Source organism: Psychrobacter sp. APC 3426 (genome assembly GCF_030408035.1).
In the GTDB taxonomy this organism is placed as follows: domain Bacteria; phylum Pseudomonadota; class Gammaproteobacteria; order Pseudomonadales; family Moraxellaceae; genus Psychrobacter.
The window spans coordinates 21,857-42,846 of sequence record NZ_JASDCF010000027.1; the positions used below are offsets into that span (position 1 = coordinate 21,857).

Consider the following 20,990-nt stretch of genomic DNA (forward strand, 5'->3'; position numbering starts at 1 on the left):
ATACTACAATGCACTATCAAGGAATACAAAATCATGGCACTCACCACACAAGATATTCATGCAGCAGCTGACCGATTACAGGAGCAAGGGATAAAGCCGACACTGGCAGAGGTGCGTAAGGCGCTAGGCGGTGGCTCATTCACTACCATTAGTGATGCGATGCAGAGTTGGAAGCGAGAACAGCAGGAAGAGCAAGAGCTGCAACAAGTGGATTTACCTAGCGGTATCACTGAACGCTTGCACACGCTTGGCGCTGATATGTGGCAGACAGCTATTGATATGGCGAACGATAGGCTGTCTAAGGAGCGTGAAGCTCTAGAGGTGGTTAAGGTTAAGGCACAAGCAGAGACGGACGAAGCGCAAGAAGCAGTTAAAACCTTAGAGGGTGAACAAGCAGATCTACTACAGCAGCTGGACGAAGTGGCCACTACTGCGGAGACAGCAACTAAAGCGGCTCAGCAAGCCACAGCTGACCATGATGCTACCAAACAGACGCTATCAGATACTAAGCATCAATTAGAGCTTGAACGAACTAAAGCAGAAACAGCACAATCACAGCTTGTAGAGACACGTAGCGCATTAGATAAGCAATCTGTAGAGCTTACTAGTAGTCTTGGTGAGGTAGCCACGCTTAAAGCTACAGCTGATAGCGATAAAGCAGAGATTGCACGTTTAAAGGCGGAGCTTAAAGCCACTAAGTCAGAGCTAAAGACGGTCACAGCTGAACGCAATGAGATACAAACTGCTACCGCAGAGATCAAAGGAGAGCTAAAGGCGGTAACCTTTGAACGTGATAAGCTATCAGGACTTTATGAGCAGCTGACTCAAATACAGGCTAAACTTGAAGCTGAACATAGTATATTGAATAAGCAATATGGCGAGCTATCGAGCCGTCACCTATCAGAACAAGAACAAGTGACTGTGTTACAAAATAAACTCAAGAAAGCTCAAGATAATCTAATACTTATTCAAAACAAAGATAACGCCTTGGATGTTGATTAAATAAAAGTATTCAAGGTTCCAAGATAAAGAATAGTTATGAGCTAGGAAGAGACTTTACCTAAAGCGTAGATCTCGTTCTATTCACACTAAGCTTATGAATCAACTATGACAATATCGACTCACTGAATAAATGACTGTTGTATAAGAACTATTCTAAATTTTTCTCTGAAGTCTAATAGTATATAGCCTAGTGGGCTATATACTATTTAAATTAGCCTAAGTAAGTTCCGATGCTGATTTTGGAGCCTTGAGCAGATTTCAAGGAACACTCACCCTAAAGCATCTATGAGTATTTTCTAGCATACTCACAAACACTTTAGTGCATTCCTTGGATTTGATGTGATTAGTCATGCCGACTTCATCGCCCATCGCGTCATCAAGACCGTATCACTGTATCAAGCTACGGTTGTTAAGATTACGGCTGATAGCACCGCCTAGACACGCTCTTAACCGCTACTGTGCTGTCATACGCTAGCAAGGGCAATACACCCAATATACCGCTACGATATGCACAAATAACCACTCATTGCGTTGCTCAATATGTCTAGAACCCCCTGTCGAGAGCTTTACCCTTCTGTCAAACGCAGTCGTCGCCTTAGCCTGCCACCCATTTGACGGGTAACGGTTATAAAGAGAGCAGCACGAGGATGTAACGAGCGAACAAGCGGTTTTTAAAATGTATAGTGAATAAAGTTGATATGAAAGCAAATTTTGGATAAAATGCACCTACACGGGCATTTAATGCTGTTCAAATAACGCAGTTCAGGTGCTTATTTGTTCGTTACAGTGTGCGTCAACACGCTGTAACCGTTAGCTATATTTAAAACTAAATGCCTCTGGGAGTCAACTCCCAGAGGCATTTTTTTGTTTGTCATGTAGATTGGGTTTTTATTATCTACTTTTTCATTAGATTGCTTAGGCTTTTTTTGTCGTCATTTAGCGTAGGTATTTCAACCATTTTGAAGTTAGCACTTAGTACATCCTCACAAGACGTTAAGTTTCTGACAATACTGGGATAGTTTACTATGAAGACCGGCTTAGTCGTCAGATGCAAGGTTTTACACGCGCTGTTAAGAAGCGGTAAATCATCTTTCTGAGAGAATACGATAATGAAAAGACAAACCTACACTCCTGAGATTAAAGAACGCGCCGTTCGTATGCTGATTGAAGCATTAAACGATTACACCTTTATGTGGTCATGTCATAAAAAGCACACTAATGAAACTATACTAACCAACATTCAAGACTAAGCTACACATACTAAAGAGCTTGAACATGAGAACAAGAAGCTTACGTAAGCCAGTTAGATTACAGTAAAATCCGCTTTTTTCGCCCAAGGAGAGATAGGACACACAATCAAGTTGTGGCTCAGTTTATTGATAAAAATAAGTGGGTCTACGGTATTAGAGCAATATTGACTGTGCAATATAGAAAATATGCAATAAACTTATTTTCTACCTTTAATAAAATGCAGCAACCTAAACAAGGGTAAATTATGAGTAATTCAGATAACCACAGTCATCAAGCTCCAGACCCTAAAAATATGAATAAAGCTTTTTATATTGGGATTGGTCTAAATTCTGCATTTACGCTCATCGAGTTTATAGTGGGCTATTCAACTAATTCATTAGCTTTAATCGCAGACGCTAGCCACAACTTAAGTGATGTTGCCAGTTTAATAATCTCGTTAATTGGAATGAAATTAGCACAGAAAGCATCTACTACGCTTTATACCTATGGCTACAAAAAAGCTTCTATAATGGCGTCTCTTATTAACGCCATATTGTTAGTTACAATCGTTATAGGTATTGCGTATGAGGCCTTGGGTCGATTTGATACGATACCGGAAGTTGCAGGAAAAGTTATTATTATTACAGCTCTAATAGGTGTATTTATAAATACTGTTTCTGCTTTTGCATTCTACAAAGGTCAAAAAGACGATATTAATATCAAAGGTGCTTTCTTGCATCTAATGGTAGATGCATTGGTCTCTGTAGGTGTCGTTATCTCGGGCATTATTATTTACTATACAAGTTGGAATATCGTTGATCCTCTAGTTAGCTTGATTATTTCAGTCGTTATACTGTTATCGACTTGGGGTCTACTAAAAGAGAGTATCAAGCTTGCTATCGACGGAGTACCTCAAAATGTTGATCTCAGTAAAATCACTGCTATCTTAGAGAGCTATAATTTTATTCAAAACTTTCATCATTTACATATCTGGGCTTTGAGTACCACTGAGAATGCTCTTACAGTTCATATTGTACCGAAGACCGATATAACGTTTGAAGAGACTATTACTATGAAAGAAAACATCAAGGAAGATTTGGCGCATCAGAATATACAACATGCAACTATTGAATTTGGTACTAAGGCAGATGACAATCAAAAATCGCGTGCATTAAATGAAAGTATCAACTAAAAGATGATAGACCGTATATAGCTATCTCTTTTTAAGTATGAGGCGCGTGCCTTATGTCAACATAATTTTTTCAATCAGTTCTTATGTGATCAATAGTTTAAAACTTTTATATTTACGTGCGTTAGGACGTTACCTAGAAAAAATAAAAAACTTACGCTGATTAAATTATTATGATTAAGTTTACTATTACCCTCGTCTTCTAAGTGTGGTTAGACCTTTGCCAAAATAGCTTATTAGTAATAACAGGGTTATTATTATCAAGATAGGATAATTTCCCATAAGCATAAAGGGCGTGTTACCAACCCGTGCCTGTATCTCACCACGTAGTACAGTACGCTCAAACTGCGGTGCGCGTTTTACAATACGACCTTTATGGTTAATGATAGCGGTAACACCAGTATTGGTCGCTCGAATAAACCAGCGCCCGTTCTCAAGCGCGCGCATTTGTACCATTTGCAAATGTTGCAATGGTCCTGCTGAAGTGCCAAACCAGGCATCGTTAGAGACGGTCAACAAAAAGTCAGTATCGATGGCATTTTTACGCGTGGTATCTGGATAAGCTACCTCATAACAGATAGCCGTCCCTATATTGTGTTCACGCACCTTTAGCGGTGACTGCTGATCACTACCACGACTATAGCTCTTAATATCCTGACTACCGGCCAAACTTGGGAAAATATCGAGCACGCCTTCAAATGGAATATACTCTCCAAAAGGCACTAGACGCTGCTTCTTGTATAGGCCTTCCGCTTCTACACCTCGAGCAATCACGCTATTGTAAAATGGGGGATACTTATCCGTACTGGCATTGAATGCCGCTTTATCCTTATAAGGGATACCAGTTATCCATGTCGTATTGGTCGCATTGGCCATTTCTATCATTTCACTAATAAAGCCCGCAGCCTCATCCTGAAACATCGGAATAGATGATTCAGGCCACACCACCACATCACGTCCCCACTCAGTGCGCGTTAACTTCGCATAAATCTTTAGCGTTTCTACTTGATATTGCGTCAGCCACTTTATATCTTGTGAAATATTACCTTGAATCAATGACACTGACAGATCAGGTGTGCCCTTAGGTTTTGTCCATTGCGGATTGACCAGCCATAATGATGTGCTAATGGCTAATAACAGTACAGAAACGACGGCATAACTACTGCGTCGAAGCAGTAGCTCTACTAAACTTGCAGCCAATAGTATGGCAACAAAAGAGACGGCAAAAACACCAGCAACGGGTGCTAAGGACGATAACCAATACTCTTCAGTAAATGCATAACCAACAAATAGCCACGGAAAGCCTGTGAATAACCAAGTTTTTAACCATTCTTGTAGCACCCAAAGAGCAGCAAATGAAAAGGGTTGTTTGCCTACCATACGGTTAAAGACTAGTGCTAAAAATCCATGAAACAGTCCCATACCGAGACCCATCAATCCAATCATAATCAATGCGAGCCACGTTGGAGTATCGCTATAATCATGGATGGCAGTATAGAGCCAAAAGCCGCCGACGCACCATAGCCCCATACCGTAAGCTTCACCGATAATAAAAGCGCGACGACCACTCATATTTGGTACCAACAGCGCATATAAAATCGCTGGTGACACTATTGCTAGCGGCCAGAACCCATGAGGCGCTAGCGCAAATAAAAAAATAGCCCCTGCAAGCCATGCTGCTACTAGCGTAAACCATAGCGGTAATTGATTTGAGTGAGTACTCAAACGCTTTTGTAGATTAATAGTAGACAGGCGCATCGCAAATTATCCAAAATTATGAGTTTTGAATTTTTAGTCAAAATCCAAAACTCGGATAGACCTGTTAATACTACAGGCAGCATTTCAAAATGAAAACTGCTTATGATACCAGTCCGCACTGCTCAATGGATAAATTTACGTACTCCGTTTGATGGGTTATTATGCTACATTACCAAACGATATGAAGTGTTACTTGACCTTCTATAGCTCACAATATCTACAGTACATGAGAGAGCACTATGACCCCCTTAAAAATAAAATCCAGTCTTATATTCAATCGTTATCTGTCTAAGGGGTTGCGTAGTACGTTAGTATTACTTGCCGCCTCATCACTATTTGCTTGTAGCCAACCGAGTAGTGGCGTATCTGATGCAAGCACAACATCGGCATCAACTGAAGATGTAGTGACTGTTCCGAAGACAGCTGAACCAAACGTTATAAATACTCCTATGATGACATCAGTAAGTAAACCAGACCTACTAAAAAACGTCTCAGCCACTGTCTATAAAGATGCCAATTGCGGCTGCTGTAAAGAATGGATAAGTCATGCAGAAGATAATGGTCTAAGTGCAACCGCGCAAGATGTTGCGGACTTAGCCGTATTTAAAGAGCGCTACAGCGTTCCAAATGAAATGCGTTCTTGCCATACTGTAGTCACTACTGATGGTTACGTCTTTGAAGGTCATGTACCCGCTAAATATATGGCGCAGTTTTTAGAAAATCCGCCAGTACAAGCTATGGGTCTTGCCGTACCTGGCATGCCTGTTGGTAGCCCAGGTATGGAGTATCAAAATAAATTCATGCCCTATCAGGTTATGCAGCTCAATAAAGACGGGACGACCCAAGTTTATGCTGATATTGAATCGGTAGAGCAGCAATTATAGTGTGTTAGCAGTTAAGAATACTTTGATTATAGTGTTAGCGTTAAAAGTAAATGAGGCAGGTATAAGACTGTTCTATTGCTTATAAAATGATTCTTCATCAAAAAAATCATTAGCTATTGCGACTTTAAAAGCAAAAATAACTTTGAATTTGTAACTTTTGATGACAATGTAAGCGGATTTATCGGTTATTAACCCTTAAAATAGATAAATAATTAAGGGTTAATACAAGAATATACAGGATGTATCGAAACAATTACGTAATATTACATAAGCCAGTAGGGAATTAACATCTATATTAATATTATAAATTATTATATTATCTTAATAATTAGTTAGACCCTATATAGGGTAATTACTTCATCCAATAGAAAAACGTCTGAGGGTTAAATCTAAATTATAGATTTAACCCTCAGACGTTTTTTTGCTTATAAAACAGTAGAAATTGTGGTCAATCTAGTCAGCTATATTCTGTACATGTTACACAAACTTACATTGTAAAATGTGGGATATTAGCAATTTTTTCGACATCAAAAAAGTATTTTTGGGGTTTTTAAGGGGAATGACAGGCTAAACAACCTATGCTAAAGTCGGCTTTGTGTTTTGGTCAGCAGCTTGATTTGTAACAGCTTCGTAAGACTTCAATGAGCTGTGATCGCCAATAATCATTTTTTATATGAATAATATGCAGCAGAAGTATCAGTCACTATGACATATATATACTTGAGTTATTGAGATTTAATTGACTGCGCTGTTGTTGATAACAGACGATTTTGAATTAACCGTAGGTATTAGATTTATGAAACAGGCTTTATTGATTTTGTCAGTACTGGGTATGGGCATAGCACAAACGAGTGGTGCTGCTATCACAATCTCTCAAACAAATAATACCATCACCAATACTTCTGTGGCATCAAACTACGGTTCATCAAAAAACATCTATAGCACCAAAAGTGGTGCTTATGTTTCTAATAATGATGAAATTAGTCAAGCAATTAGCAACCTAAGTGCGCAGGCCAAGCAAAAAGAGAATCAGCTTTCATCATTAAACAGCCGCTTATACGCTGAAAAACAACAGCAGCAAGTCAATACAGTTCCTGACAGCAATTCAGCCCCCGCTATCGCTGCTGCTCGCGCCTCAAAAGTGGCTTTATCTGGCAGCTCTGGATATTGTGCCCGTTACGTACGTAAAGCACTACAATCAGCTGGTTATGAATTTACACCCAATCCTTCAGCCTATCAGTACGCCACTCGTGGCACGCTTGATAAAGCAGGTTTTAGCAAAATCAGTAATGATATGCCAACCCAAGTAGGTGATGTTATTGTCTATGATCGCTCATCAAAGCGCCCGCATGGCCATATCCAAATCTTTGATGGCGAAAATTGGATTTCTGATTTCCGTCAGAACAGCATCAGCCCATACAGTGGTGTCTATGCTTATACGACATGGCGCGATTCAAAATACGTGGATGACGCATCCGCATCAGATCGTAATATCCACCTTGCTATGAATGATAAATAAGACTTTCTAAGTCAGCACAACATAGTTGTTATTTCCTCCAACCCAGTAGTGATCTTAATATCATTGCTGGGTTTTTTTGTGCTTAACATCAGGGCGTATTTAACCTTTCATGATTTGATCCGTCAGAAATGAACACTACTGATATCATTACTCATGACAGGAGTTATCGACAAGCGCGTTTAAAATGCCACATGATGACGCTGGTGCACTACTTGCACATTTCTGGCGCAAAACGGTCAAGTGATGCTTTAAGTGCATCAGTTCTTCCATTCGTATTTCCACAGCATGAATGTGCTCATCTAGCAAGTTATTCACATCGCCGCAGTCCTTGTCAGGCGACTCCCAGTATTCAAGTAAGATTCGCACATCATCTAAAGCCATATCGAGCGTACGGCAATGTAGGATAAATTGTAGACGCTCAATGTGCTCTTCATTATATAAACGATAATTCCCTTCGCTACGAAAAGGCTCGGGTAATAAACGCTCTTTTTCATAATAGCGAATGGTTTCTACTGTGGCACCTGTGCGTTTAGCGAGCTCACCAATTTTGATTGTCATAACAACCTCTATGATTTAAATAATTAAAGTGGCTGTAAAGACTAGCGCTAGAGAAATTAAAATTACGAAACTGTAGATAAATAACCTTGACTCTAAAGCCACTATAGGGTTCATAATATCATTATTCAAAGGGTAAATTATTATGAAATATCATATTGAAGGTATGGACTGTGCCAGTTGCATCGGCAAGATTGAAACAGCTTTGAAACGTATGCCTGGGGTTTCTGATGTTCAGCTGAATTTCGCTACAGAAACGCTAGAGCTAAATTTAGCCCCTGGTGCGCCGACTCAGGCTAGTGATATCGAAAAAACAATCAAAAGCCTAGGGTTCGGTATATCTGCCAATACTGGTCAACAAACTGTATCGGCTATTGATATTGACAGCGACAATCAGATGGCTCCGCAGGATAAGCGGTGGTGGCAAACTCAAAAAGGCAAACAGGTTGTTGGTCTCGGTATTTTGATGGGCAGCGCTTATGCACTGTCACTACTGTTCCCCGCTTATGGGATATGGGTGTTTGCCATCGCTGTGATTGTAGGCGTTTTTCCATTTGCACGCAAAGCCTTAGCACTGGCTAAAACAGGTTCATTCTTTTCAATTGAAACGCTGATGTCCGTCGCCGTGCTTGGCGCACTTATCATTGGTGAAGCTGAAGAGGCCGCAGCGGTTGTCTTTTTGTTCTCAATCGGTGAACTGTTTGAGAGTATCGCTGCTGATCGCGCTCGCGCTGGCATCAGAGCCTTATCATCGCTGGTTCCGAAAAGTGCGATTTTACTTGATGCTCAAGGTGGGCAGCGTAACGTTCCAGCGACTTCACTACAAGTGAATGACCTTGTGCTGGTGCGTCCTGGAGATAGGGTATCTGCTGATGGTTCCATTGTTCAAGGTGCGTCCAGCCTTGATGATTCGCCCGTGACGGGAGAGTCTGTTCCTGTTGCCAAGACGATGGGTGACAATGTATTTGCAGGGTCAATTAACATCGATGGTGTGCTCCAAGTGCGCGTAGAAAAGACAGCCGCCGATAACACTATTTCGCGCATTATTGATTTGGTAGAGCAAGCGCAAGCTTCCAAAGCACCCACTGCCCGTTTTATTGAGAAATTCAGTCGTTACTATACACCGGCTGTGATGGCTATTGCCGCCCTAATTATCATCGTCCCACCGTTAACCATGGGCGGAGATTGGTCAACTTGGTTATATCGAGGTCTAGCCTTATTATTGATCGCTTGTCCTTGTGCTCTTGTGCTCTCAACACCAGCTGCTATCGCCTCTGGTCTAGCGGTCGGTGCGCGCCGCGGCTTGCTGATCAAGGGCGGTAGTGCTTTAGAAACCATCGGCCAAGTGAAGACAGTCGCTTTTGACAAGACAGGCACTTTAACTGAAGGCAAACCACGCGTGACCGATGTTGTTGACATTACACAAGAGTATTCAAGTGTTCAAGGTCAGGATTCTCAGGATCAGGGTTCTCAAGGTAAAGATAAGGTATTGGCGCTCTTTGCCAGTGTGGAGACAGGTTCTAGTCACCCGCTTGCTGAAGCTATTGTCAGTCATGCCAAAGCCGCCAAAGTTGTCATACCTGTGGCTTCTAAAGCTTCTGCTACTGCGGGTAAAGCGGTACACGCAACTATCGCTGGGCGCGCGCTAGCTATCGGTTCGCCTGTTTATGCCGCAGATGAGGCATCAATTTCAGCCGAGCAACAGGCACAAATCGAGGCGCTGCAAAATGAGGGCAAGACCGTCTCAGTTCTTTTCGATGAGCAAAGTCGAGAAGTGCTTGGATTGGTCGCACTAAGAGACGAGTTACGAGACGACGCTCATGAAGGTGTGGCTCAACTTAAAGCGATGGGTGTGCGCTCCGTCATGCTAACAGGCGACAACCGCTTAACCGCTCAAGCACTTGCCAGTAATTTAGACGTGGAATGGGAAGCTGAGCTGTTGCCTGAGGACAAACTGCGCTTGCTTAACGAGATGAAGAATAACAGCAAAATAGCGATGGTGGGTGATGGTATTAACGATGCGCCAGCACTAGCAACCGCTGATGTTGGCATCGCGATGGGTGGTGGTACCGATGTGGCCATTGAGACGGCCGATATCGCATTATTAAAAAGTCGTGTTACAGACATGGCCCATCTGATTGCACTTTCGCGTGCCACCATGCGCAACATTCATCAGAACGTCATTTTCGCTTTAGGTCTCAAAGGCGTCTTTCTGATCACGACCGTATTCGGCATTACTGGACTATGGATTGCGGTTCTAGCTGATGCTGGAGCAACAGTGCTCGTTACTCTCAATGCGTTACGTTTACTGCGCTTTAAAGGCGCGCCTCCACTGGTAACTCCGCCTAAAGTAGTTAAATAAAACCCTTCGAAATCAATTAAAAACTAGAGATAGCAGCAGATTTCGGGGGTGGGTTCTAATAATAAAAATTCCACCGCTACAGTAAACTGCAACCGCATTAGAGTAAATAAGGTTAGACCGTATGTTGATTACAGAATTGGGCTATTTTGCCTTGCTTACCGCTTTTGTATTGGCGTTATTGCAGGTAATTCTGCCAACTATTGGTGTTATTCGTAACCAAGTTGCTTGGCAACGACTAGCCCCTAGCTTAGCTTGGGCACAGTTTGCCGCCATGATAACGTCATTTGGCGCTTTGATAGCAGGTTTTTATTATAATGATTTTAGCCTCAGTTACGTCGCGCAGCATTCCAATACGCTGTTGCCTTGGTACTATAAGTTATCGGCGACATGGGGCGGACACGAGGGCTCTTTGCTGCTATGGATGACCATCATGGCCACATGGTGTGCACTGGTATCATACTTTAGTCGCGGCTTGCCGTTATCAATGCGTGCGCGGGTATTAGTTATTTTGGCCGGTGTACAGTTAATGATGCTAACAATGCTGATATTTACCTCGTCACCGTTTGAGCGTACCTTACCCAATCTAGCGGTCGATGGCGCTGATTTAAATCCTGTCCTACAAGATTTCGGTCTGATTATTCATCCGCCCATGTTATATATGGGCTATGTGGGTATGGTAGTGCCTTTTGCATTTTGTATGGCGGCATTGTGGGAAGGGCGTTTAGATGCTGCTTGGACACGCTGGTCACGTCCATGGGCGCTCGCGGCTTGGGGATTTTTGACCATTGGTATTGCACTGGGCTCGTGGTGGGCCTACTACGAGCTTGGCTGGGGCGGTTGGTGGTTTTGGGATCCGGTAGAGAACGCCTCGTTTATGCCTTGGCTTGTCGGCTTAGCATTGCTGCATTCATTAGCAGTCACTGAAAAGCGCGGGGTGTTTAAAGCATGGACCATCATGCTGGCTATTTTCGCCTTTGCCTTAAGCTTGCTTGGCACGTTCCTGGTACGCTCTGGAGTCCTTACCTCAGTGCATTCGTTTGCCGCTGATCCGACGCGTGGTTTGGTCATCTTAGCTATTCTTGGCATTATCATCGGTAGTGGTCTATTAATGTTTGCCGTTCGCGGTTGGCGTTTAACCGTTGAAAGTCAATATCAGCTGATTTCACGTGAGTCCTTTTTAGTGATCAATAACGCCATCATTTTGATTGCAACCTTAGTGGTGCTGCTCGGCACCCTCTATCCTATTATCGCTGATGCCTTTAGTCTCGGTCAGGTATCTGTAGGGCCTCCATACTTCAATGCGCTGTTTGTGCCTTTGACATGGCTGTTGTTAATCGCTATGGGTATGGGCTCTAATATTCGCTGGAAACAAGATAAGCGTCCGTTACTAGGGGTGGGTATCGCCATTGCCGCTAGTAGTATCGTATTGGCTGCTATTATCGCCTACTTTACCAGTCCATCTGCTATGTTCAATATTGGCGTGACTTTAGCGGTGAGCTTTTGGGTACTGCTATGGATGATCGTTGACTTTAGAGACAAAACCAAGAACGCCCCTAATTTCTTTAAAGGTCTGCGTCAGCTGCGTCTTAGCTATTGGGGTCAACAGACTGCTCATATTGGCGTATTGGTTGCTGTCATTGGCATAGCCTTTACTAGTAGCCTGAGTATTGAGCGTGACGTAGCAATGGGTATTGGCGATACAGTCAATGTTCAAGGTTACGATTTTGAAGTAACTGAATTTTTTGAAATAAAGGGTAGTAACTTTGATGCAACGCAAGCGCAAGTGGTGGTATCCAAAGACGGTCGTGAAGTGGCGAAACTGACTCCAGAAAAGCGTACTTATATTATCAGCACGATGCCAACAACTGAAGCTGCTATTGACCCCAGTCTTATGCGCGATGTTTATGTCGCACTGGGCGAACCTATTGCCGATGGTAGTAACCAATGGGCATTAAGGATTTATGTAAAACCATTAATTCGCTGGATTTGGTTAGGGGCAATTATCATGGCTCTAGGTGGATTAATTAGTATGCTTGATAAACGATACCGCATCAAAAAAATTAAAGCTCCGTTGCTAGTTACTGGTAGTTTGGCTACTTATGGAGTCAATGAGGTAGCTATTGAGCAGGCAATCTCAGTATCGACGATGTCGACACTAAAGGAGAAATAAATGACTATGTCGAATAATACTCCTGAGCAAAAAGATAGCCAAAACAGTAAGCAGCGTAACCCAAAGACAATGAAAAAAAAGCAGACGAAGCTATGGTTCTTAATTCCGCTTATCCTCTTTTTTGGTTTGGTAGTTATATTGTACATGCGCTTAGGTAAACCAACAGACATTGTGACCAATACCGCTCTTGAGCGTCCGGTTCCTACCTTTGAGCTGCCGTTATTAGCAGATACTACCCGTACTATCACCAATGATAATTTGCCGGATAAGCCGTTTTTACTTAATGTTTGGGGCTCATGGTGCCCAACTTGCGTTATTGAGCATCCGTTTTTAATGCAACTAGAAGAGCGCGGCGTTGATATCGTTGGTGTGAATTATAAGGATGAGATTGGTAATGCGCTCAGTTACTTAAACCGAGGCGGTGATCCATTTTCTATGTCTATTCAGGATTCATTGGGTCAGTTTGCTCTAGACTTAGGCATAACTGGTGCGCCCGAAACCTTTGTTGTGGATGGAGATGGCATCATTCGTCAGCATATTGTTGGTGAGATTAATGAAGCCAATTGGCAACAGCGTGTTAAGCCGTGCCTGACAGTACTTAATAAGGCTAATAAGAACAACGATAGTCCTGATCTCATTCAGGTTGAGGAGATGTGCAAATGAACGTTACTCGAATAAGAGCTCCTCAACTAAAACCCAATATAGTTTTAAAACTAGCAAGCTTAATACTAGCGTGTCTGCTTAACATGACGGCAAACGCAGCTATTGACGTATACGATTTTGACTCACCACAGCAAGAAGCTCAGTATCGTGGATTAATAGAAGAGTTTCGCTGCCCAAAATGCCAAAATCAAAACCTTGCAGCCTCTGATGCACCGATTGCACAGGATCTAAAGCAAAAAGTCTATGATTTAATTAAAGATAGACGTAGTGATGCTGAAATACGCGTCTATATGCAAGAGCGCTACGGTGACTTTATTAGCTACAAGCCGCCTATGCGACCATCAACATGGATCCTATGGTTTTTTCCACCACTATTATTGCTCGTCTTAATTATTGGTTGGTTTTGGCAAAGTAAGCGTCGCCAAGTTGTTGCCCGTGGTCAAAGCGGCGTCACAGTGAACAGTACTGCTGCCTTGACCTCTACGGAAAAGGCTGAGCTTGATCGTCTATTATCGCAAGCTGAGAGTGTCGACCACGACATTACTAGCCTAGAGGACAAAAAATGACTCTATTTTCTACTTTTGGCTTATTTGTAACTCTAAGCTTGCTGATTGCTCTTATATTTGCGCTGATTGCTATTATGCCATGGCTACGAGCACCGCGTTTGCAGTCCAAACCAATAGACAATCAACTGCTAGATATTAATGTTGCAGTATTTCGCGAACGTTTAGCTGAGCTACAAACAGATAAAGACAGCGGTACTATTAATAATAGCCATTATCAAAATCAAAAGCTGGAACTGGAGCGTCAGCTATTAGATGTGCAGCGTCAGATAACACCTATGGTCACCCCTGATGTCAAAAGCCGTTTAATTGTCGCAGCTTGGATCCCAATATTGGCTGCAATGGCGTATTTACTAATAGGCAATCGTACGCCCGTGTTTGATTTGTGGACAGCTGAGGACAAAGTAGGACAAGTGGCTGACGACCTATTGACAGCTAAAATTGACAAGCCGCCATCATGGGCGTTTGAAGATGGTCGTCAACTGATTAGCGCCATGCAAACCAATGTTCATCGTAATGCTGATGATCCTAATCGCTGGATGCGCCTATCCGAGCTTTTCTTATCTATGGAGGCAACTGATTCTGCGCTGGAAGCCTTATCTCGTGCCTATCGTTTAGCTCCTGAAAATGAAGAAATCGCCACCACTTATGCTCAGACTAGCTTTTTCGTTAATGAAGGTCAGTTAGACGCCAATATTCGCCGTGTATTACAAGCTATATTAGCTAAGAATCCGCAGCATGAACGGGCTCAAATGCTCATGGCAATGGGTGAGACTCGTAGTAGTAACTTTGCCCAAGCGCAAGGTTGGATTAAACGCTTACAAGGCAGCATTGTGGCCAAACCAGGTGATCATACTAAAGCTTTAGCAAGCTTAGATGAGTTAAGCAACTACGTTAGCACGCAAGAAAAGCAAGCGCTAGAAGGTATTGACGTGACAGTGAAAATTAACGCTAATTTATTACCGTTAGTGAAAGCTGATGATGTGTTGTTTGTTGCGATACGTGACGTTAAAGGAGGTCCACCGTTTGCCGCCAAACGTTTACCCATTAGTATTATCAAGCAAGGTGAGGCTAGTATCCGCTTAAGCAATCTTGATGCGATGATGCCAGATCGCACGTTAAATTCAGCTCGTAGTGACAAAACTCAGTTAGCAGTCGTTGCTCGTATTAGTCATAGCGGTAATGCCATAGCAGAGTCAGGCGACTTATCGGGTAATCCTATAGTGATTAGCGCTGAACAGACTCAGGTTAATGTTGAAATCAATCAACAGATTCCCTAATAAAAAATTATTACCGTAAGTTTCATAACACCAGAGCGGTAAGTGGAGCCGTTTATAAAAGTGGCGCGATTAATAGTCGTATACCAAAAACATATACGTTTAACATTGTTCATTGTATAAACACAGATAAAGAAAACAACTATGACTGAATCTACCGACAGATTAGATAGTACTAAATTGAATAGCGTTGAATCGGCTAGTACTAATATTGCTGACAATAAAGTACCTATAGCTGTGAGTAGTACTCATCAATCGATTGACTCTAAAACCATGAATCATACGCCTAAAGCTATGTACGTGACTTCAGGCAACTCGATAACACCTAAAGGTAAGTTGGATAAAATGCCAAAAATGGTTGCCAATGGCAGTCGCGCTTTTATCTGGTATTTGTTGGCGATAATGGTGTTAATACTTGATCAATGGACTAAGTGGTTGGCCCAAACCAAATTAGCGTTCAATGACCCCGTACCGGTCATTGAACCATTTCTCAACTGGACACTCGCTTATAACTATGGGGCAGCATTTAGCTTTTTAGCCGACGCTGGCGGTTGGCAGAAATGGTTTTTCTCAGGCTTAGCTTTTGTAATGGCTATCTTTTTAACGATTTATTTAATCAAAGCGCCACGTACAGCCAAGCTATTGTCTATGGGGTTGGCCTTAGTGCTTGGCGGTGCGATTGGCAACTTAATCGATCGTTTAAGAATTGGCAAAGTGGTTGACTTTATCCATGTGCATTATGCTGATGTCTGGAATTATCCTATTTTCAATGTTGCAGATATAGGTGTCTGTGTCGGTGTAGCGTTGATTATAATTGATATGATATTTTTGGAAAGTAAGCGTAATGAATAAACAAGTGAATATTGATCAGTACAAATAAAAAGAACTAGCGTCATAGCTGCTCTATACGGAAAGATACTTTTTATACTCAAGTGTGTTTATAAAAATGCGAACTGGAAGGTGATATATGATTAATACAAATACTCTCTCATTCTATATCCCAAAACCCAATGCATAATTGTATGCGAGTGAACGCAGGATGATTTTGAAGTGGCTAGACGAAGGCGTGACGTGCTAAGTGGTAGATGACAAAAACCAGTACTTCAAAGCTCTGGACAGGGCCATTATTATAAAGACATTGAATACCGCCTAAATTATTTATTGAAATAACAAAAGGATAATATAGTGTCACATGCTCAGCTAACTATCAAACAAATACATAATCTTAGAAAAAAACAAAGTGCCGCATTAAAAAGCCTTACCATTATAGGCTACCTAGAAGGCACCTCTTTCTTATTATTGCTCTGTATCGCCATGCCACTAAAATATATGCTGGACATTCCAGAAGGTGTGAAATACATCGGTATGGCACACGGTATATTGTTTATTACCTATATCATAATACTTATAGGCTCAGCTATCAAAATGAAAATGCCTCTTTGGGCAATACCTGCGGGCGTACTCGGCTCACTCTTACCTTTTGGCCCGTTTATATTCGATCATTTACTAAAAAAGAATTTACAGGAAAGTGTAAGTAAAGAAGCCTAGAACAAGCCCTGCTGCAAATGCTACAAACGTACCTTATTACTCAAGATTATTTTTCCTAACTAAATCACAAGCCGCCATCACTCATCATGGCGACAAATGAATAACATTGAGCAGAAATTAATCACAATAAAATTTTAATTCAGACCCAGTATGAATAATCTAACACTCTAGTCACTTTTCGAACTTATCTTACATACTATCGACAAACCCGTATTGTTTAAAAGCTAAACAGGTTTTGTCATCCGCGATGGATTTCCTATTATCCTAGGGTATACCCCAAGGGAACCAGCTATTTTACCCTCTAAACCTATTAACAGACCACTTAAAACAGACTGCTATAATGGAACCACTTATAACAGACTATTTTAGGTGTTTATGTTTATCAGAGCGTATCTTAGAGCGTCTACCAAAGAACAAGACGCTAAGCGTGCCAAAAGCGAACTCATAGCATTTGCCAACGATCATGGCCACAAAATTGCTGCCTTCTATATCGAAAACGAATCAGGAGCTATCTTGGTGCGACCCAAGCTTATGCAACTGATTGAAGACGCTCATAAGGGCGATGTTATCTTAGTTGAGCAGATTGATCGCTTGGCACGTTTGAACCAAGCTGATTGGGATACGCTTAAAAGAATGCTATCAGAAAAAAAACTCTCTATCGTATCAAAAGAGCTGCCGACCTCATATATGGCGCTTCAACCTGAAAGCAGCACTGAATTTATGAGCAGTGTATTGCAGGCCATTAATTCAATGATGCTGGATATGCTCGCAGCCATTGCTCGAAAAGATTATGAGGATCGCCGTAACCGTCAGATGCAAGGTATAGCTCGTGCTAAAGCAGAAGGTAAGTATGCCGGTCGTAGAAAGGATACGGAAAAGCGTAAGATCATCACTAGTCTGCTCAAATCAGGTCATAGCTATTCTGATATTCAAAAAATGACCAAGTGCTCACGGCATCTGATCGCTGATGTAGCCAAGGAAAGACCGAAGATGCTCAGTACTCATTAAGTGGTTCCACTACAGCAGTCTACTATGAGTAGTCTATTAATTGATTAATGAGCCTTTTCAGATGGTTCCGCTGGGATATACCTGTAGAAACCTTTGCAGATTGAATGATCTCTAGTTACATAGGACTTAGGAATGCATCACACTGACCAGAAAAACCGATACTTTTCTTTATTAATTGCACCTAGCTTTTGATAAAATTTAATGGCAGAAAGGTTGTCTTTTGGTGTTTGCCACTGGATCGTATTTATATTATTTTCTTGTGAAAAAAGTTTAATCTTTTGCATTAACTCCATACCAATTCCTTGGCCTCTAGTTTCCTCATTCAAGTATAAGCAGTCAAGGTATAGATACCAGTCCATGTCCCAAGTTGAAAACTGTTTTATTACTGACATATAACCCATTAGCTTGTTATTTGATTCCACAACGAAGATGGTTAGTGGAAGTGACTCTAAACTACCTAACTGTTGATGCTGTTTAGATAACACAAGTTCATGACCCTCGAAATGAGCATGATCTTTCATCAATAATAATAGAAATTCATGATCTTTGACTTGCGCTACACGAATACAGTATTCCATATTAACTCCTAAAGTACTTATTTACTCATAGAATCCAGATTTTGGCGTACGATTAAAGCTCTTTGATTTTATTTGTATGGACAGTATATTCAATAAAACAAATAACTATATAAATTGCCAATTTTTAGAGTGTATAAGTATAGCAACCACTACTATTAGCAGTGGTTGCACTAAGATATTTATTGCTATTTTTGAATTTCAGTCACCCGACGGTTAACAGGGTATCGTTCAAAATCTTCCCAGTAATGAATTCCACCGATCATTTCTTTTACAGCAAATCCCAGTGCTGATATTTTTAATCCTGCTTTAGTCGCGCCATTACAACCAGGACCCCAGCAATAAACAACAAACAAAGTGTCTTTGTCGTACATTGCAAATGACTCACTATTAATTTCACTGTGAGGCATACTTACAGCGGTTATTGCATGGCTTTTATCAAAAGCCTCTCTAGAACGTACGTCTAATAATATATAGTTTTTAGTTTGCTCTTTGATATCCGCGTAAACATCTGAACAATCGGTTTCGCAAGCTAGTTTAGTCGCAAAAAATTCGTTTGATTGTTGAGTGAGAGCAGCTTGGTAAGAAAATGCATTGCTATTGTTAGGCATAAATATTCCTCGTATTATTCGTTGTGTGGGACTGAATCATACTGTTCGTCTTCAGTGAAGCTAAATTAGCGCAATTTGATTTAATTCAAAATTCATGATTTCTGAAGGCAGTGTTCAATAATTATGAATGGTGGAATAATGAAGTAGGTATTAAATTTGCCTTTATACTGACTGAGAATACGATCCTGTATTCTTTGAATTGATTGAGGAAATTGACATTGGAATTTTACCATTTACGCTCTTTTGTTGCCGTTGCTCAAACAGGCAATTTAACTAAAGCAGCAAAACGTTTGTATACAACACCTCCAGCGATAAGTGCTCATATTAAAACGCTTGAGGAAGAACTCTCAACCCCTTTATTTATCCGATCCCATAAAGGCATGTCTTTAACTGATAAAGGTCAAGCTCTATTAGAAAAAGCACAAATCACCCTAGATAGTGCTCTTGATCTAGTAAATTTAGCGGCTAATAACCAACATGAAATAATAGGAACATTCCGCCTAGGTATTAACTTAACTGCAAAGCAGATAAAGCTTCATGAGTTAGCCGAGAATCTACAAGAAAACTGTCCAGGTATTAGCTTGGATATTCACCAACAATCAACTGGAAAAACCCTTAATAACATTAAAGAAAATCGACTAGATGGTGGTTATATTTTTGGTGAGATTCCCGATGACTTTATTAGCGTAGCAGTTATGGAACAACAAATAACGACTATTGCACCAACAACACTTGATTGCAGTAAAATACTAACACAAGCAGATCTAAGTACGCAGCAGTGGATAATGATGGGCGACTATTGCCCTTTTGATACATTTTTAAAAAGAAAGCTAGGTAGTGGCGTACCCTCTGTATTAAAAACCAGTGATGACGGTACTCGATTAGAACTGGTAAAAAGCGGTCTAGGTCTGAGTTTTCTCGAAATGGAAGAAGCAATTCTGGCTGAGAAAAACAACAATATTAAAATCATATCGACATTAAATTTTTTTACTACATTACATTTTGTTGTAGCTAAAAGTAGAGTGGAGGAACCAGTAATAAACGCTCTATTGCAGGAAATTAGAATATTATGGGGTATAAAAATTTAGTGTGAATGTTGAAAGTCTCGTATTAATTAGATTATGACAAATGATTTTAAGCAAAAAAAAGTCATCGAGCCGAGTGCTCTAAAGCATATCTGCTACCATGGCATCAACGCACAAATGTAAATCCAAAAATTCCCTTAGTAGAGATACGCCATGACCTTTCCGAATACCTCAATAATACGTAAATCAACCATATTTTTAGCAGCAGCGATGCTTTCTGTCTCAGCTATGGCAGCAGATTTTAACCAGATCCAACGTTTGGCTAACCAAGGGATGGCTGAGGCTCAAGCTAGGCTTGGTCTGATGTATGACAAAGGCGAAGGTGTGCGTCAAGATTCTGCTAAGGCAAGACAGTGGTATGAAAAAGCCGCCATCCAAGGGAATTCTAGTGCTCAATTCATTCTAGGATGGATGTACTACAAAGGCGAAGGCGTGCCTCAGGATTACGGCAAGGCAGTTGAGTGGTATACAAAAGCTGCTAACCAAGGGGATGCTCAAGCCCAATACAATCTTGGTGTGATGTACACCAAAGGCAATGGCGTGCGTCAGGACTATGCCAAAGCAGCTCAGTGGTATGAAAAAGCTGCCAATCAAGGGGTGCCTGATGCTCAAGCTATCCTTGGTGTGATGTACTTCCAAGGCAATGGCGTGCGTCAGGACTATGCCAAAGCAGCTCAGTGGTATGAAAAAGCTGCCAATCAAGGGGTGCCTGATGCTCAAAATAGTATTGGGTTGATGTACTTCCAAGGCAATGGCGTGCGTCAGGACTATGCCAAAGCAGCTCAATGGTATGAAAAAGCTGCTAATCAAGGGGTGCCTGATGCTCAAGCTATCCTTGGTGCAATGTACTACGAAGGCTTGGGTGTGCGTCAGGACTATGCCAAAGCAGCTCAGTGGTATGAAAAAGCTGCCAATCAAGGGGTGCCTGATGCTCAAAATAGTATTGGGTTGATGTATTACAAAGGCTTGGGTGTGCGTCAGGACTATGCCA

At 41.4% G+C, this 20,990-nt stretch carries 19 protein-coding genes; 15 read left to right on the forward strand and 4 right to left on the reverse strand.

Annotation, left to right across the window (positions count from 1 at the left end; all coding sequences use genetic code 11):
* The first annotated feature begins 33 nt into the window (after nucleotides 1–33).
* From QL919_RS11745 to QL919_RS11755, 3 genes are all read left to right on the forward strand, one after another.
* Nucleotides 34–1,002, forward strand: coding sequence for a DNA-binding protein (locus QL919_RS11745; RefSeq protein ID WP_058025952.1), 969 nt, complete (start codon nucleotides 34–36; stop codon nucleotides 1,000–1,002).
* 1,109 nt (nucleotides 1,003–2,111) lie between these two features.
* The gene (locus QL919_RS11750; protein WP_156410079.1) at nucleotides 2,112–2,252 is read left to right on the forward strand and encodes a hypothetical protein; all 141 of its coding nucleotides are present in this window, start codon (nucleotides 2,112–2,114) and stop codon (nucleotides 2,250–2,252) included.
* Between the two features lie 245 nt (nucleotides 2,253–2,497).
* Nucleotides 2,498–3,424 (forward strand): cation diffusion facilitator family transporter, encoded by a 927-nt coding sequence (locus QL919_RS11755; protein ID WP_058025953.1) that lies wholly within the window; start codon nucleotides 2,498–2,500, stop codon nucleotides 3,422–3,424.
* A 186-nt stretch (nucleotides 3,425–3,610) separates the two neighbouring features.
* Here the strand turns inward: QL919_RS11755 and lnt are convergent, their stop codons facing one another.
* Entirely contained in the window at nucleotides 3,611–5,179 is a 1,569-nt protein-coding gene (gene lnt, locus QL919_RS11760) for an apolipoprotein N-acyltransferase (RefSeq protein WP_068039556.1), read from the reverse strand.
* A 239-nt stretch (nucleotides 5,180–5,418) separates the two neighbouring features.
* On the opposite strand from lnt, the gene QL919_RS11765 reads away from it, so the two are divergent.
* Nucleotides 5,419–6,063: a DUF411 domain-containing protein gene (locus tag QL919_RS11765; protein ID WP_082787298.1), complete on the forward strand. Its 645-nt coding sequence runs from the start codon at nucleotides 5,419–5,421 to the stop codon at nucleotides 6,061–6,063.
* A gap of 796 nt (nucleotides 6,064–6,859) precedes the next feature.
* Entirely contained in the window at nucleotides 6,860–7,582 is a 723-nt protein-coding gene (locus QL919_RS11770) for a CHAP domain-containing protein (RefSeq protein ID WP_025643918.1), read from the forward strand.
* A gap of 147 nt (nucleotides 7,583–7,729) precedes the next feature.
* On the opposite strand, the gene cadR is transcribed toward QL919_RS11770, so the two are convergent.
* Entirely contained in the window at nucleotides 7,730–8,140 is a 411-nt protein-coding gene (gene cadR / locus QL919_RS11775) for a Cd(II)/Pb(II)-responsive transcriptional regulator (protein WP_007394845.1), read from the reverse strand.
* Between the two features lie 142 nt (nucleotides 8,141–8,282).
* On the opposite strand from cadR, the gene QL919_RS11780 reads away from it, so the two are divergent.
* The 8 genes from QL919_RS11780 (at nucleotide 8,283) to QL919_RS11815 (ending at nucleotide 17,728) form a co-directional block, all read left to right on the forward strand.
* Nucleotides 8,283–10,499 (forward strand): heavy metal translocating P-type ATPase, encoded by a 2,217-nt coding sequence (locus QL919_RS11780; protein WP_058025811.1) that lies wholly within the window; start codon nucleotides 8,283–8,285, stop codon nucleotides 10,497–10,499.
* Nucleotides 10,500–10,620: 121 nt separating this feature from the next.
* Nucleotides 10,621–12,669: a heme lyase CcmF/NrfE family subunit gene (locus QL919_RS11785; protein ID WP_025643925.1), complete on the forward strand. Its 2,049-nt coding sequence runs from the start codon at nucleotides 10,621–10,623 to the stop codon at nucleotides 12,667–12,669.
* 69 nt (nucleotides 12,670–12,738) lie between these two features.
* Nucleotides 12,739–13,332 (forward strand): DsbE family thiol:disulfide interchange protein, encoded by a 594-nt coding sequence (locus tag QL919_RS11790; RefSeq protein ID WP_025643927.1) that lies wholly within the window; start codon nucleotides 12,739–12,741, stop codon nucleotides 13,330–13,332.
* Entirely contained in the window at nucleotides 13,329–13,898 is a 570-nt protein-coding gene (locus tag QL919_RS11795) for a cytochrome c-type biogenesis protein (RefSeq protein ID WP_025643928.1), read from the forward strand. The genes QL919_RS11790 and QL919_RS11795 overlap by 4 nt, the downstream gene beginning before the upstream one ends.
* Nucleotides 13,895–15,175 (forward strand): c-type cytochrome biogenesis protein CcmI, encoded by a 1,281-nt coding sequence (gene ccmI, locus QL919_RS11800; RefSeq protein ID WP_025643930.1) that lies wholly within the window; start codon nucleotides 13,895–13,897, stop codon nucleotides 15,173–15,175. The genes QL919_RS11795 and ccmI overlap by 4 nt, the downstream gene beginning before the upstream one ends.
* Before the next feature lie 141 nt (nucleotides 15,176–15,316).
* Nucleotides 15,317–16,024 (forward strand): signal peptidase II, encoded by a 708-nt coding sequence (gene lspA, locus QL919_RS11805; protein WP_037026031.1) that lies wholly within the window; start codon nucleotides 15,317–15,319, stop codon nucleotides 16,022–16,024.
* Between the two features lie 363 nt (nucleotides 16,025–16,387).
* Entirely contained in the window at nucleotides 16,388–16,720 is a 333-nt protein-coding gene (locus QL919_RS11810; protein WP_227511554.1) for a DUF3817 domain-containing protein, read from the forward strand.
* Nucleotides 16,721–17,095: 375 nt separating this feature from the next.
* On the forward strand, nucleotides 17,096–17,728 hold the full coding sequence (locus tag QL919_RS11815) for a recombinase family protein (protein ID WP_290189693.1): 633 nt from the start codon (nucleotides 17,096–17,098) through the stop codon (nucleotides 17,726–17,728).
* A 137-nt stretch (nucleotides 17,729–17,865) separates the two neighbouring features.
* On the opposite strand, the gene QL919_RS11820 is transcribed toward QL919_RS11815, so the two are convergent.
* Together QL919_RS11820 and QL919_RS11825 are read right to left on the reverse strand one after the other, a co-directional pair.
* Nucleotides 17,866–18,306, reverse strand: a complete 441-nt coding sequence (locus tag QL919_RS11820) for a GNAT family N-acetyltransferase (RefSeq protein ID WP_290189694.1) — start codon at nucleotides 18,304–18,306, stop codon at nucleotides 17,866–17,868.
* Nucleotides 18,307–18,491: 185 nt separating this feature from the next.
* Complete coding sequence (locus QL919_RS11825) at nucleotides 18,492–18,914, reverse strand: rhodanese-like domain-containing protein (protein WP_290189695.1); 423 nt, start codon at nucleotides 18,912–18,914, stop codon at nucleotides 18,492–18,494.
* Between the two features lie 218 nt (nucleotides 18,915–19,132).
* Here QL919_RS11825 and QL919_RS11830 point away from each other — a divergent pair, with 218 nt between their 5' ends.
* Together QL919_RS11830 and QL919_RS11835 are read left to right on the forward strand one after the other, a co-directional pair.
* On the forward strand, nucleotides 19,133–20,002 hold the full coding sequence (locus tag QL919_RS11830) for a LysR family transcriptional regulator (protein ID WP_290189696.1): 870 nt from the start codon (nucleotides 19,133–19,135) through the stop codon (nucleotides 20,000–20,002).
* A 150-nt stretch (nucleotides 20,003–20,152) separates the two neighbouring features.
* The coding region (locus QL919_RS11835; RefSeq protein ID WP_290189697.1) for a tetratricopeptide repeat protein at nucleotides 20,153–20,990 on the forward strand (838 nt) is incomplete at its 3' end.